The following is a 13,696-nucleotide window of genomic DNA, read 5'->3' as shown; positions in this document are numbered from 1 at the left end:
GCGAACCCTGAATACTGTGGACCCGTGGCCTTCGAGGAACGGTTGGAAGCGCACCGGGTCGACCTGACCGGCTACTGCTACCGCATGCTGGCCTGCGCCGCCGAGGCTGAGGACGCCGTCCAGGAGACTCTGTTCCGCGCCTGGAAGAACGCCGATCGTTTCGATGAGCGCAAAGCCGGTCTGCGCACCTGGCTGCACAGGATCGCCACCAACGTCTGCCTGGACATGACCCGTAGCGTCCAGCGGCGCGCGCTGGCGATGGATCTCGGCCCGTCCTCACCCGCCGGCGCGTACCTCGGCGCGCCGTTGGGAGCCGCTGCCTTCGTGCAGCCGATCCCCGACCGGCTCGTCCTGCCCGTGGACGGTGATCCGGCTGAATTGGCCGCCGGTCGTGAAACGATCCGGTTGGCGTTCGTCGCCGCCCTGCAAGTCCTCCCACCGCGCCAGCGGGCCGTCCTCATCCTGCGTGAGGTGCTCTGCTGGACGACGGAAGAGGTCGCCGGGCTGCTCGACAGCACCCCGGCCGCGGTCAACAGCGCTTTGCAACGAGCACGTGCCACCCTGTCCGCTCGCACACGCGGCAGCGGCGAGGTCGACGAAGACCTGCTTGAGCGGTACGTCAAGGCGTTCACCACCTACGACGTCGACGGTCTGGTGGCGCTGCTCCACGAGGACGCCACCATGTCGATGCCGCCGTTCGCCTGGTGGCTCAGCGGCCGGGAGGCGATCCGCGCCGCCCTGCTGGGTGCGGGGGGTGCCTGTGCCGACGACCGGCTGGTCCGCACAGCGGCCAACGGATCGCCGGCGTTCGCGCAGTACCGGGACGGCAAGGCGTTCGGCCTGGTCGTCATCGATCTCCGCGACGGACTGATCACGAACACGACGACCTACCTCGAACCTTCCCTGTTCCCGTTGTTCGGATTGCCGATGACTCCGGGGCCGCTGTCCCGTATGTAGTGCATGACCGACATCGTTCACATGTGGCATGACGAGCGCGGCAGCGGCGACCCGGTGGTGCTCCTGCACGGCGGGCTGACCGACGGCCGCTGCTTCACCGGCAACCTCGACGGGCTCGCCGGCACGTTCACGACCTACCTGCCCGACCGCCGCGGCCACGGCCGCACGCCCGACGCCCCCGGCCCGATCACCATGGAGCTCATGGCGCAGGACACGATCGCGTTCCTGGAGCATGTGGTCGGCGGCCCGGCCCGGCTGGTGGGCTACAGCGCCGGCGGGACGGTGGCGCTGCGGGTGGCGACGCGCCGCCCTGACCTGGTCGAGCGCCTCGTCCTGATCAGCACGGCCTACGACCTGGAAGGACTGATCTTCAAGCCGTCGGCGGACGGCGAGATGCCCGCGGAGCTCGTCGACGCCTACGCCGAGGTGTCGCCCGACGGCCGCGACCACTTCGCGGTCGTCATCGGCAAGATCGCGCACGCGGCCGCGACCGAGCCGAGCCCGGACCCGGCCGAGTTGCGCGCGGTGACGCCCCGGACCCTCGTCCTGTCCGGCGACGACGACCTGGTCACGCTCGACCACACGGTGGCCCTCTACCGGGCGCTGCCCACCGCCGAACTGGCCGTGCTCCCCAACGCCAGCCACCTACTCCTGATGGAACACGCCGAAGCGGTCCGCGCGATGGTCCTGGCATTCCTGACCACCGACGCAACCCCGACATACATGCCCATCGCACGCGCCCCCGAAGCGAAGTAGCCCTAGAAGGGTGCGGCATCAGAGCCAGGTTCGGCGGTCACCGGGACAGAAGAACGCCGATCACCATCACGAGCGCCAGCGCCATGAGGGGAACGAGAGCGACGATCGCGAGTTGGAGCAGGCAGCCCCGCTGCTTCACCGTGCCGGGAGCTCCGATGGCGCCCGAGAGATACAGGGCGGCGGGCCCGCGGTACTCCAGCTCAGACGGCTGCTCGGGGGTGAGAACCGTGGCGGCGACGCCGATCTGGCCGCCTCCCTGCGACACGGCAACGTGCACCGGTTTGTCCGCCGGGATCTCGAACGCCGCCCTTCCCCAGCGCTGGTGGTAGTGGGCACCGTCGATACCGACGGTGACGCCGGCCTTGGCGATCACCCCGCGGCGCGTGTGGAGCTGCAGGATCCGTGTGGGCCCGCTGCGACCGCCGGCGTATGGAATGGGCGTCTCGCTCATGCTCGCCATGGTTACCACGGCGCCCTACCGCCGAACCACCCCGAACGCACCCATACCCCCAACACCTTGTGACCTGCCTCCGAGGCAGATCATTCGGTCAGAGACCGCAGGTAGGCCATGAGGGCCTCGCCGCGCGGGGAGAGCCGGTAACCGGTCTCCAGGCTTTCGGTGAGGCCGAGGGCCTTGAGCCGGCGGACGTCGGCCTTGAAGGGAAGCTTGTCGCGGCCCAGACGTTCGGCCAGGTCCAGAGCGCGGAGGCCGGGGTGTTCCTCGATGAGGCGGAGGACTTCGCGGGTCCAGGGGCCGCGGCGGCTGCGGGTGTCGACGGCGTCCAGGGAGGTTTTGAGATCGGCCAGTTCCTGGTCGGTCAGGTCGGCGTTCGCGGCCAGCTCCGCTCGGGGGTCGGGGCCCAGATGGAGCATGACGCGGTGGTAGCCGCCCTCCTTGGTGCTCTTGGACAGGGCGGTGAGCAGCGCCGCGCGGTCGTCGAAGCCCGAACGCAGGGCGTCCTCCTCGGTGATCTCCTCCGGGGAGACGGCCGTGACCGAATCGATGACGATGATCCCCGCCCAGGTGCGCTGAGTGCTCCCCGAGCGAACCGGGGGCTTCCCCCAAACCCGGAAGACCCGGTCGATCCGCCCACCCGCGATCCCCTCAAGGACCTCCCGCCTGAACAGCATCGTCCCCTCCCGGGTGATACGCCTCTCCTGCAATCTTCCTCGGAAACACCGAAGAAAGGCCACAAGGCGCCCCGCTCCCCTTCCGCAGGACCGCGACGCGTCCGGCCCCAAGTGATCGTTCCGGGCCCGCCACGATCGCGACCAGCCCGCGCCCACGCACTGTCACCACCCGCGCGATATCGGCGTCCGGCTCGTGAGACCGCCCCGCCGGACGCGGCACGGGAACGAATGAGCGGGCGCCGGCCGCTCCGTCACCGCCGGCCGGGGCCGCGCCAGTACTGTTGCTCGCCCTTGTCCCGTACGACGATGCCGTTCCGTGCCAGCTCGCGGCGCAGTTCCTTGACGGAGTCGCCGGAAGGCGAGGACTTCAGGGCCTCCGCGCGGGCCGCGAGCAGTGCGTTCGCCAGTTCAGGCAGTTCCGGAGTCTTGGGGACCCAGATCCGGAACTCATCGTCGTACGGATCAGCGGCAACCCACATGTAACCGTGTTCGGTGAAGACGGCGGCCAGGCGCCGGGCGCTGAAGTCGCACTTCTCCCGGGCGATCTCCTCGCCCTTGAGGCCGAGCAGCACAAGCCGGTCCTTCTCCCGGAAGACGTGGCCGACCCGTTCACGGACGATCTCCTGGACGTGGCCCGTCCGCTTCAAGATCACCCGCTCGCCGGACACGGTGACGGAGATCTGCTCCAGGGAATCGAACAAGATCAAGGCCGCCCCTGCGAGCGCCCCCAGGGCGACCAGGCCGACGCCGAGCCACGGCTCGGGGATGGAGACCAGCAACTCGGCAGGGACCCGCATCGGCGCCCGATCAAGCCCCACCAGCCAGTTCGCCAGCGGATCGAGCAGCCAGGCGACGCCGCCCAGCAGCACCGCCGCCGCCGCGCACAGCGCCCCCTGGGCCCAGACCGAGCGGGCCAGCGTGGTGGAAGCAGGCATGGTCAGGACCTCCATGACGGCGCGACGATCCCCTCAGACCGGCGCAGGTGATGGTCGATGCGGGTCAGGAGGAGCAGCACGCCCAGCAGGAGGACGCTGTTGACGGCGTACTTGGCCGGATACGACGTCTCACCGAGCGGCTCGACCACGAAGGCCAGCGCCGCGTTGACCACGAGCGCGGCTCCACCAGCCGCCAGGACATGCCGGTGGCTCCAGCCGCGGCGACCGGAGTACCGAATCAGGCATCCGGCCGCTACAGCGAGGGCGAGCGCCGCCAGCGCCACCCCCGTCCAGGACGCTGGCGCCAACTGTCCGGTGCCCCACAGCATCACGGCGCCGCATCCCACCAGCCACGGCGGGGGAACCCAGCCCGACACGGGCGCGGACGGGCGGGGAAGAGCGAACGCCGCGATGCCCAGCAGCACGGCGCTCGCCGCGGTGACACCCAGTTGCGCCGGGCTCGCCATGAAGTCCCTGGTGTGCTCCCTGAAAATGATCGCCGCACCCAGCGCGTACAACACGAGCATCGTCGTGATACCGGTCCGTCCGAGCCATGGACGTCCCGCGTAGCGCGGCGCGCACGCCTCGACGACCGCGATGGGGGCGCCGAAACTCCAGATCACGTGGCCCGCGACGAAGCCCAGCAGATACTTTGCGCTGAGGCCTAGTTCCGGGATGTGAGTCGGCAGCCGGTCACGGTCCCAGGACGGCTCGTCCACGAAGTCGGGATTGAACAGGCTCTGGTCGATCAGCCCCGCCTGGACGAGCCCGAACGCCGCACTCAGCAGCACGATCGTCGCCCAGCCCCGGCCGGTGCGGCGGGCGGCCTCGCGAATGAGCACCGCGACGGTTCCGTAGAGCGGCGCGAGGATGAGCAGCCCGGCGAGCAGTTCCAGCGGACGCCCGATGATCTGGTCGTAGCCGATGAGGTACTCGGCGCAGATCGGGGACAGCAGCACCAGCGCCACCACCAGCGCCATCCGGCGCGGCAGCGAAGGCGGGCCGGGGACTTCCACATCCATGATCTCGAACCTAGAAGCCCGCCTCCCCGCCGACAGCCGCCCAAAGGCGATCGCCGACCGCTCAAAGGTCGATACGTGTTCAGGCTTTGGTAGCCCGAACGCCCCCACGTCCACCAGGCAGCCACGAGTGCAAGCAACGAGCCCAACCGAGCGCAGTCATCCAGCGCACCAACAACGTCGTCCGACTCGCAACGGAACCGGCGCGGCACCGAACCAGCGATGCCGGCACAGACTCATCCCCAGGTCGACCGGATCGGCGTCAACGGTCGCGAGAGCGTTGAGGCGAACGCGCCCGGCCGCGGCAACGATGCGCTCCGCAAGGCCAAGTACCTGATCTGGTACCGGCCCCCGTACCTCTACGTGAGCGCCATCGGGCTCCGACGCGACTTCCAGGTCGCCTTCGCGACGGGGGACCGATCCACCCTGATCGACGACATGATCCCAGCGTCCTGATCGTCTGATGCCGGGGGCCGGCACCCAGGTCGCGTGTCCAAGTTCAGCATCGCCATCGAACGTCCAGCCGGCGGCATGAGCGGGTGACGCGAGCCGAGCTCGCCCTGGTGAAATGCACTTCTACCTGACCGGATCGTTCACACGGGGAGAGCGTCTCCGGGGAAACCGTGGCACGGATGTACATCGCAGCGCATCATCCCGGCTTGGACGCAGGGGTCTCCGGCCATGATCTCAGCGGCTTCCTCGGCCGCCACGGTCATGATCGCGACGCCTGCCACGGTGTCGGAGGCGACTGGGCAGAGGATGGCGATCACCCCGTCGGCACGAAGCGAGACCATGCGTCGCTGATGCTCGAGCTCTATCGCATCCGCGCCGTTCATGGTTCGCTCCGGTGTCCACTGCAGGAGCGCCAGGCTGTAGGGTTTCGCGGTCGAAGCCAGAGCTTGGATCTGTTCGTCGGTCACCGTTGTGCTCATGATGTCTCCTTAATTCTGGATGCGCTCGGCCAGTGAGACGATAATTCCTTCAGGTCCCCGGACGTAGGCCATCCGCCACAAACCCTCGTATTCGCCGATGCCTCCTACCAGCCCGTAGCCGTCGGCTGCGGCCTGGTCGACGGCGGCCCGCAGGTCCTGGACCTCGAACGCGACGTTGCGCAGGCCCAGTTCGTTGGCCGGTGCGGCTGGTGAACCCGGGAGGTGATCAGGCCGTACGAAACTCGAAAGCTCCAACGTCGTTCCACCGCCAGGTGGTCGAAGCATGACGATTTCGGTGGCAGCGCCGGTCATGCCGATCACCGTGTCCAGGAACTCGCCTTCCACGGCCATCTTCTGATCGGCCTCCATGCCGAGGCCGACGAAGAACGCCGTCACGGTATCGAGGTCGGCAACGGTGATACCGACGTGGTCGAAGCGCGGTGAAAATCCCATGAATGCCTTTCTGTGCAGCCTGAAGATAATTGAAGCATTCGGTCAGCCGGTCGCCTAAGAGCAGCTGCACGTACGACCCCGAGCTCAAAGGACACGCGCCACCATCATCGGTCGAGAGGTTCGACCTCTCAACACCGAGGTGACGCCCGCACCCCTGTCCAGCCTGCATGCCCGATAGAGCAGAAAATCGTCATTGGTAAAGCGTTCGCAATACGCGACTTCGATAACCGTCGCAGTGCTCGTCTCGCCGACCACTGCGACATTTGCCCGCTCGGGGACGTGGCCGCCTCGCCGCGTAGCATCGGTTAAGTGCGAGGCGCCAAGGAGGGGTGCTCTCCTCTGGAACCCTGCCCTCAATTCGCCAAGTTGTGAGGCGTGCCCGTCGAAGGACTGGTTGAGCCGTATCCGGAATACCAGCGGCTCCGGCAACTGAGGCCAGCGAATGGGTGAACTTCCGTGCGGCCCGAGTTGAGTGCGGCAAACCACGCGGCGAGCACCTCTCGATTCACCTGGCAGCCTACCACCGACCATCCAGGACCACTCATCGGCAGAAGAGGACATCATCTCTGGATGCCAGGTGTCATAGCGTTCTGAGGGTTTCACCCGTCGCATCCACCCGCGAAGCGCGGGGGACACCACGGCGCGGTCAATGCCGGCCTGTGTCACCACAATGGAGCGGGAGAGCGCTCGCGGCTCTCCTCTCGTCGCCGTTGGCTTCTTCCACGGCCTAGCCACGCGGGGTCCGAAGTCGTACGAATACAGGTGTCGAGAAGTCCGTGGTCGCGTCCCTGACGAAGCCCCAAGGGCGGGACCAGTGCTGATTCATATCGACATGGCGGGCCCATCAACGGGCCAACCCCCGCAGGATGACCGGAGAGTCCAGGCTTGGGCGCTCCGGTCATCCTGTGGCTTCAGCCCTGCGTCGTCACTGCTGGGGTGGCTGCGGCATGTCGGCTTTCGACGGCACCGCCAGGTCTTTGTGGACGACGGTGAACCCGCCGGACAGGACGGGGGAGAACGGGGGCCGGTGCCATCGCGGTGCCGACCTGGTCGGGTTCGTAGGTCTCACCCTGAGGGTTGACGAGCATGTTGGCGTACTCCCAGGACATCCCGATCCTGTCTTTGGACCGGCCTGGCTTGCCACCGTGGTCCCGGCCGGCGTCGTAGACGCTGAAACCCTTGGTCATACCGACCCATGGCGGGCCCTCGCAGCCCTCGGGGGTCGGGGTGTCCTCGACGCACCACGTCTTGACGATCTCGGCGGTGATCGTGGCGTAGCCCGGGGACGTGATCAGCGAGTCGGCCCGGCCGATCGCGTAGAAGGTCCGCTTCCCCGGAGCGAAGTAGTGCTTGATCTTCACCGTGCCGGTCGCATCGTTCGGCGACCCGGTGATCGTCGCCCCGCCGGGGAGAACGCGGTGGTGAGTGAACGGAGCCTGACGGACGTCGAAGGTGAAGAAGCGGCGGTCCTTGTCGTCCTTCGGCAGGAACGTCATCCGGAACTCGCCGGACCCGGTGACGCTGGCGACCCTGGGCTTGTTCGGCTTGGTCTTGGCCTGGACCGCCCCTGTGGTCGTGGCGACCACGGCCGCAGCGGCTACGCCCACACCGAGGACAAGGACAGCAGCCTTGCGTGCGCGCTTCACGATCATCTGGAGGTTCTCCTTCTATCTGATGTTTCGACACTGAGCGGTGACGCAGGGGAGGGGATCGAGTCCGCGGACACGGCCAGAGCAGGGCGGTGGCGTCGAAGCTCCCGGGCGTGGGCCCGGTCCATGCTGAGAGCCGGTCAGGCCGCGCGGCGTCGCCGGTAGTAGTGGACGGTGACCGCGATCAGCAGCGGGCCCCAGAGCACGACCGGTGCGAACGAGGCGTTCATCAGCCACGCCCATGCGCCGGTCGGGGATCCGGGGCTGCGATGCGTCCAGGTGTAGAAGTAGCCGGCGGCGTACAGCAGCACCGCCACCACCCCCAACGTCGCGGTGGTGACCGCGAACCGCACCGACACGCGCCTGCCGCCGACGAACGCCATCCAGCGGGGGAACCGCTCCCCCCACGGCTGGATCAGACCGAGGGTGGCGAACGATGCGACCTCACTCAGCAGGATCAGGGCGACCACGTACGCCGAGCCCCAACCGGGGACGTGCAGTTCCACCATCGCCTCGTCGGTGAAGCCCATCCCGAACCCCCACGCCATCGGCAGCCGCCACAACGCCGACGGCAGCGTCGTCAGGGCCGCTGCGTGCGCCGCCCAGCGCGCCCACCTGGGCACACCCGGCACGGTGTGGAACCCCGCTTTCCAGCCGCCCCGCTGGACTTGGACGCCGGCGGACGCCGTTTCGATAAGAGTCGTCGTCATCGTGGCTCCTTGAGAGTGGCGCTCCGCACCCGATCCAGGCATGAACGACTTTGCCGGGATCGGGGGCCGGATCCCTCCCCCAGCCAGGTGGGTCGTGCCGTCTCGTCTCCCCCGTGAGAGCTACAGCCGCACGCCCCGCCCGACCAGGGACGACAAGTGGCCAAGAAGACCAGCTCGCCGCGCCACGCGGACGCGGGCGTCGTCGCCAGCCTCGGTCAGCCGGGCGGCCATCTGCTGCCAGGCCGCGTCCAGCGCCACGAAACGGGGCGTATCCGACGGAAATTCCTACAGGGGAAGGCGGACGGGCGTGGGGTCTTCCCCGTGAGGTCGGTGGGGTGCGGCGGATCGTCCGGGTCCTTGCTGTCCCCCACCGCCACCACCGCGCCGCCCACGTCCGTGAAAGAGCTGCTCACGGGTTCAGGGGCAGGCGGTGTCGCCAGGATGGTCCAGCCAGACGCGGTCGCCGGCGGGTGACACGGTCACGCCGAAGCGGTCCGGCCGGGGCCGCGATGGGCGGCCCACGCGCTCCACAGGCGCAGCGTGTAGGTGGCGCCGTCGTTCGCGCCCCCTGGCGCGCACACCCGGTAGCGCCCCCTCGCAAGGTCGGCGCCCACCGGGGCGTAGCCGATGGTCCGGGGGCGACGTCGGTTGTGGACCGGTCCCCGCGCCGGTCGGAGGCGTCCCAGTCGAGGCCGAGACCGTCCGACGCCACCAACGTGATCTCATTCGCGGACCACCGCAACCGGCGCAGCCAACACGCAGGGCAATCAAAGCCGAGACGGCCAGCACCCGCACCGGCCGACGACGAAAGCACTCCGCCGACATCCCGCGCACACCAGGCCAGGAAAAACGGACATCTGAAACGCGACAGGGACTTCGCTCAAGATCGCAATCTTGGACGAAGTCCCTGGTCAAAGTGGCGGAGGATCGGGGATTTGAACCCCGGATGGGCTTGCACCCAAACCGCATTAGCAGTGTCATTTAAGATTTGCTTTGGGGTAATTCACGGTGCTCGTAAGTCCACGCTTCCGCAGGTCAGCGGCTTGTGTAATGCCGCCTCATCGCCTGTGATCCATTACAGTTCGTGCGCACCCTGTGCTCACCAGCCGGTAAGGTCATAGAAGATAGCCGCCCGTCGTGCGAGCACTCACCGTGTTCACCGGTACGGCTCTGTCTCCAATCAAGATCCGGCCTCCGATGGGCGGCCCGGCAGAGTGTTGGCCTGGGCGGATAAGAGTGGATGCCGACCTCTGCGACTCTTCGCCTGCGAGCAGACTCTCGTCCCATTGTGGGTAGATACGCACGGTTGTGTTGATCTCGCGGAGGAAGCGGCCAGAACGTTCGTGGCTTGCATCGCCTGGTCTGCCCGCGCGCTCCGCGCTCGGCGCATGCAGGTCGTCGATGGGCCCGTCGAGCAGCTCTTTTGTGAGCTTGATGCTGACTTTTGACGAGGTCTCCGTACACCGCCTTCACATGATCGCGCTACTCGGCCGGTCGCGGTGGTCGCCCGGACGAGGGTGAGCCCGCCTTTCTGCTGGTCCTTCATTGACGCCGTTCGTATGCACGGCCCCCCATTGATCGAGTCGGTCACCGGATCAGCGTATGGAAGGCAGCTCCCCCCAAACCTTGCGAGCCCCGATGAGGAAAGCCGTGTGCGACCCGATCAGGTGATCACCTTGACGGCCTTGGATGATGTCATCACCCGACGCGCAGATGACGTATTCCTCGCTCCCATCACGGCCGAGCTCGAGCAGTCGTTCGCGGAGTTCGACCGCGCGGCTGTCATTCGTCACTAGGTTGTAAACGTGGTGGAAGCGTATCTGGCGGTAGTCGCGCCCGGGGACCCGGTGGGGTCCGTCCACCACGGTGCGGATTAGCATGAAATCCAGCTTCTCGATCCCGTAGACCAGTTCCGGATGACCGATCTCAGCGAGTTCCTCCACTAGTTCCCTGCGGAGGCACTCCGGGCCGCTTTCTCGATCCGCGCCTTTACGCACCCAGCGGGCGAACGCGGGCAACTTCTGCCGTGGTACGAAGCCGCGGAGGTCCGCGCGCATAGGGTCACCTTCCCTTGCGACCCGCTGGGGGCGGAACCCGATCCTCTCCAAATCAGGCTCGGCCGTGGAGCGGTACTTGCAGACACCCCCTGGAGGACCGTAGGAACCTGACGTATACGGGGTGTGGAAGAGAACGCAGAAGTCGTCGTCCCGAATCCGGAGCAGGGCAGACACCGACACTCGCGTCGTCCTGCGGTACGGCACCGCTCCCCACAGTAGGCGGAGATCGCGGCGGTTACGCCAGAACACCGCGGAAACCCCCGTGATCAGCGTTGCGAGGATCCCCGCCGCCACACCAGTGAGCACCTTTTCCTCGCAATCCGGCAGCGTGAGGGAAGGCGGGAAAGTACGGGCGTCAGGATATTTATGTCCGATTTAGAATATTTCCCCTGTGGCTCGCTGGCCAGGTAGCCCGCAGTTTGCCAAGCAGCTCAGTGCCTTCCAAGGTTAGTACTATCCGTTTTAGTGCGTGATCACAGCCGTTTGGCCACCCTTGGCCTGTCGGTGAACGTGATCTGGGGTCGCTCGGCCGCTACGGTTCGCAGCCAGGCGAGTCGCTCGCCGCGACCTTTCGCCGTGGTGCGTCCGCTGTCACTGGCCGGGCCGCCCGAGCCCACCTACCACTAGCCGGACCATGGCCGTACCCATCACCGATCCGTACAACTCAACGACATCAGCAGGCGACCAGCGGCATGACAGCGCGATCGCCATGTTGGCTCCTTACTCAGGAATCATGCAGATCACGGACGATCCGCGCTGCTACCTCTTCCGGGTCTTTGATGCCCGTTCCGCTGATCTCGACTTCCTTCTCACCGTCGCGCACGCGGATTCGAACGACCTTCCGGCGGGCGGCCGCCCAGGTCACGACACCAGAGATGAAGGCCGTGACAACACCCTGCGGCTCTAGCACGGCCTGGATAAGAGCGGGCACCGGTCCCATGTCGTCTGGTCGCGGTGGTGCGTGGCTGAGGTGGACCTCGAGACCCCGCAACGAGTCGTCTCTGCGCAACCACTGGTAGAGCGATCGAAGATCATTTTCGTCGGTAACCACAGCTACCTGCATGTTCATGCCACCCCGCGATCCCGCCTTGGCTGTCCTGCACGTTAGACGTGCGAAAGTCCGGCACGGTTGCGTTCTGTCGAGTGGCGGCTCGCGCGCGGCTAAACTGACTCATGGGACCAGCCGCCTCGTAGCGACGCGATCTTTTCTGGGGAACAAGTGGCCAAAGTTCGGGTGTACGAGCTAGCTAAGGAATTCCGCGTCGAATCGAAGATCATTATGCGACGCCTAGCGGAAATGGGGGAGCACGTCAGATCGGCGTCCAGTGTGATTGATGCCCCGATTGCGAAGAGGCTTGCTGCAGATTTCGAGCACAACCCCGAGTTGTACAAGAATGAGCCCACTGTATACGAACTAGCTGGTCGACTGAACGTGAGTGCCGAAGCAATCCTTTCGACGTTGACAGAATGGGGCCAAGGAGCTTACTCGGAGCACTCGACTTTGGACACTCAAATGGTGAATCAACTGAGTGCGGCTCATCGTCACAAATCCCTGACCGTCAAACCTCCACCCCATCGATCCATTCCTGCAGTCAGCTATGCTGTTCTCGATCAACAGCAAGTGCTCTTGGTTAACTCTGAAAATCCTTGCTTAAAGGTCGTTAAACGACTGCTTGACGGACTAGGGTTCCAGACGGTTACGGCAGATCTATACGAAGTCACTTCGGGCAACATAAGGCTGAACTCAATCTCCTGTATGATCCTTCTATTTCGACTAGATTCCAAAATGGATCATCAGGATGTTTATGAGGTGAGCGCTCTCCAGAACAGACCGCCTGCGATCTTGCTCGGCGACCCGTACAGTATCGCTATTAGGCAAGTCGCCGAGGCGTGCAAGTTTGAGGATGTTGTTGGGGTAAACGAACTCGATGAAAATGGCGCCCTGTTGCGCAAGAGTATTCAATATGCCATTTCTCTGCGCGAAGGTAGGCGTTTGAAGAATGGGCTCGACAAGTCCCGTAGTGGGCGTCAGGAAAACACCATGCGGGGACGGCTCCCGGACCGAGGGAAGTCATCGGTCATCCTCATGGGAGCAGCAAGATACAAAGATCCGGCGCTGCACGAATTGCCTGCGGTGAGAAATAACTTGACGCAGCTGGCGAGCGCTCTGAGTGATCCGCGCTTCGGGGGATTCGCCGGAGATCGTGTACACACTATTTTGAATCCTGAACTGAACGACGGTGGCGTCATATCGCAAATCGCTGAGCAGACTCAAGACGCTCTGCTCTTCTATTTCTCCGGTCACGGCCTTCTGGAGGCTGATGGGGAATTCTTTCTGGCATTGCGTGAATCTCGCGCCATGAAGCCTAGATTCAGCGCATTCCCCTACCAATGGATTAGAAGCATGATGCTCGAAAGTCCGGCTAGGAGCCGTATCGTGATCCTCGACTGCTGCTTCGCGGGAAGGGCAATGGAGGCTATGGCGGACCAAAGCTCGGCACTCGTTGGTCAACTCGATGTGGCAGGAGCTTATACCCTGGCGGCCACTGCGCCGAATCGCACAGCTCGCGCACCCAAGAATCATAGATACACTGCTTTTTCTGGGGAACTTATCCGTATCCTTTCCAGTGGCGTAGCTAATGCCGGGCCGTTGCTTAGGATCGCCGATATTTATGCGCCGTTGACCCATTCATTGCGAATGAGAAACTATCCTCTCCCGCATCAGCAAGGCACCGACACCGTCGCTGATTTGGCCTTGGTGAAAAACCGAGCAAGTTACTAGGCTCCGGAACCCGCTCGGCCGAAGCATGGCGTACGGTATCCCGTCCCCATGGACCGCTGGCGGCTGCTGCACGAGCTTCGTTCCCGAAGCGAGGACCCCCCAAGATCGCGGAAGGGTGGCGGGCCGGGGAGATCAGCTGGCACGCCCTTTCGCACTGGAACCGTCCTGGCCCGATCCCGAAGTCCACTGGCGGTTCCAGCGAGTGGTTGACCCCCTTCACGCTTGAGTCCGGCCTTGCAGAGAGCCGGCTACTGGGGGAATTGATCAATCGGATCCTTCAGGACTTGTCCTCGATCGCGGCAAGCATTTGAGGGC

General features: G+C 65.4%; 14 protein-coding genes and 1 pseudogene. 5 read left to right on the top strand and 10 right to left on the bottom strand.

Features of this window, described 5'->3' with window-relative positions; all coding sequences use genetic code 11:
- The first annotated feature begins 24 nt into the window (after window positions 1–24).
- Both BJY14_RS20020 and BJY14_RS20015 read left to right on the top strand, forming a co-directional pair.
- Window positions 25–957 (top strand): sigma-70 family RNA polymerase sigma factor, encoded by a 933-nt coding sequence (locus tag BJY14_RS20020; protein WP_179845017.1) that lies wholly within the window; start codon window positions 25–27, stop codon window positions 955–957.
- 3 nt (window positions 958–960) lie between these two features.
- Complete coding sequence (locus tag BJY14_RS20015; RefSeq protein WP_179845016.1) at window positions 961–1,713, top strand: alpha/beta fold hydrolase; 753 nt, start codon at window positions 961–963, stop codon at window positions 1,711–1,713.
- A 37-nt stretch (window positions 1,714–1,750) separates the two neighbouring features.
- Here the strand turns inward: BJY14_RS20015 and BJY14_RS20010 are convergent, their stop codons facing one another.
- The 4 genes from BJY14_RS20010 to BJY14_RS19995 form a co-directional block, all read right to left on the bottom strand.
- Window positions 1,751–2,164, bottom strand: a complete 414-nt coding sequence (locus BJY14_RS20010) for a hypothetical protein (RefSeq protein ID WP_179845015.1) — start codon at window positions 2,162–2,164, stop codon at window positions 1,751–1,753.
- Between the two features lie 89 nt (window positions 2,165–2,253).
- Window positions 2,254–2,844: an ASCH domain-containing protein gene (locus tag BJY14_RS20005; protein WP_179845014.1), complete on the bottom strand. Its 591-nt coding sequence runs from the start codon at window positions 2,842–2,844 to the stop codon at window positions 2,254–2,256.
- A 251-nt stretch (window positions 2,845–3,095) separates the two neighbouring features.
- Window positions 3,096–3,794 carry a YqeB family protein gene (locus tag BJY14_RS20000; RefSeq protein WP_179845013.1) on the bottom strand — a complete coding sequence of 233 codons (699 nt, stop codon included), beginning with the start codon at window positions 3,792–3,794 and terminating at the stop codon, window positions 3,096–3,098.
- A complete protein-coding gene (locus BJY14_RS19995; protein WP_179845012.1) occupies window positions 3,782–4,801 on the bottom strand; it encodes an AF_0692 family protein in 1,020 nt (339 codons plus the stop codon). The genes BJY14_RS20000 and BJY14_RS19995 overlap by 13 nt, the downstream gene beginning before the upstream one ends.
- Before the next feature lie 219 nt (window positions 4,802–5,020).
- Between BJY14_RS19995 and BJY14_RS19990 the strand changes: the two genes are divergently transcribed.
- Window positions 5,021–5,254, top strand: a complete 234-nt coding sequence (locus BJY14_RS19990) for a hypothetical protein (protein ID WP_179845011.1) — start codon at window positions 5,021–5,023, stop codon at window positions 5,252–5,254.
- A gap of 137 nt (window positions 5,255–5,391) precedes the next feature.
- On the opposite strand, the gene BJY14_RS19985 is transcribed toward BJY14_RS19990, so the two are convergent.
- From BJY14_RS19985 to BJY14_RS47765, 6 genes are all read right to left on the bottom strand, one after another.
- On the bottom strand, window positions 5,392–5,730 hold the full coding sequence (locus tag BJY14_RS19985) for a hypothetical protein (RefSeq protein WP_179845010.1): 339 nt from the start codon (window positions 5,728–5,730) through the stop codon (window positions 5,392–5,394).
- 9 nt (window positions 5,731–5,739) lie between these two features.
- Window positions 5,740–6,183 carry a VOC family protein gene (locus BJY14_RS19980; protein ID WP_179845009.1) on the bottom strand — a complete coding sequence of 148 codons (444 nt, stop codon included), beginning with the start codon at window positions 6,181–6,183 and terminating at the stop codon, window positions 5,740–5,742.
- A 911-nt stretch (window positions 6,184–7,094) separates the two neighbouring features.
- A complete protein-coding gene (locus BJY14_RS19975) occupies window positions 7,095–7,835 on the bottom strand; it encodes a hypothetical protein (RefSeq protein WP_179845008.1) in 741 nt (246 codons plus the stop codon).
- A 137-nt stretch (window positions 7,836–7,972) separates the two neighbouring features.
- Entirely contained in the window at window positions 7,973–8,542 is a 570-nt protein-coding gene (locus BJY14_RS45345) for a hypothetical protein (protein ID WP_246395994.1), read from the bottom strand.
- 1,595 nt (window positions 8,543–10,137) lie between these two features.
- A complete protein-coding gene (locus tag BJY14_RS19965) occupies window positions 10,138–10,905 on the bottom strand; it encodes an SMODS-associated NUDIX domain-containing protein (protein WP_218905517.1) in 768 nt (255 codons plus the stop codon).
- A gap of 418 nt (window positions 10,906–11,323) precedes the next feature.
- Window positions 11,324–11,662, bottom strand: coding sequence for an effector-associated constant component EACC1 (locus BJY14_RS47765; protein WP_376770049.1), 339 nt, complete (start codon window positions 11,660–11,662; stop codon window positions 11,324–11,326).
- Between the two features lie 156 nt (window positions 11,663–11,818).
- On the opposite strand from BJY14_RS47765, the pseudogene BJY14_RS47760 reads away from it, so the two are divergent.
- Together BJY14_RS47760 and BJY14_RS47275 are read left to right on the top strand one after the other, a co-directional pair.
- A pseudogene (locus tag BJY14_RS47760) lies at window positions 11,819–11,974 on the top strand (translation initiation factor IF-2 N-terminal domain-containing protein); the annotation flags it as partial.
- 138 nt (window positions 11,975–12,112) lie between these two features.
- Complete coding sequence (locus BJY14_RS47275) at window positions 12,113–13,381, top strand: caspase family protein (protein ID WP_376770048.1); 1,269 nt, start codon at window positions 12,113–12,115, stop codon at window positions 13,379–13,381.
- The last annotated feature ends 315 nt before the right edge of the window (window positions 13,382–13,696 follow it).

The organism is Actinomadura luteofluorescens, from assembly GCF_013409365.1.
In the GTDB taxonomy this organism is placed as follows: Bacteria; Actinomycetota; Actinomycetes; order Streptosporangiales; family Streptosporangiaceae; genus Spirillospora; species Spirillospora luteofluorescens.
This window is presented reverse-complemented; position numbering and strand designations above follow the sequence as displayed.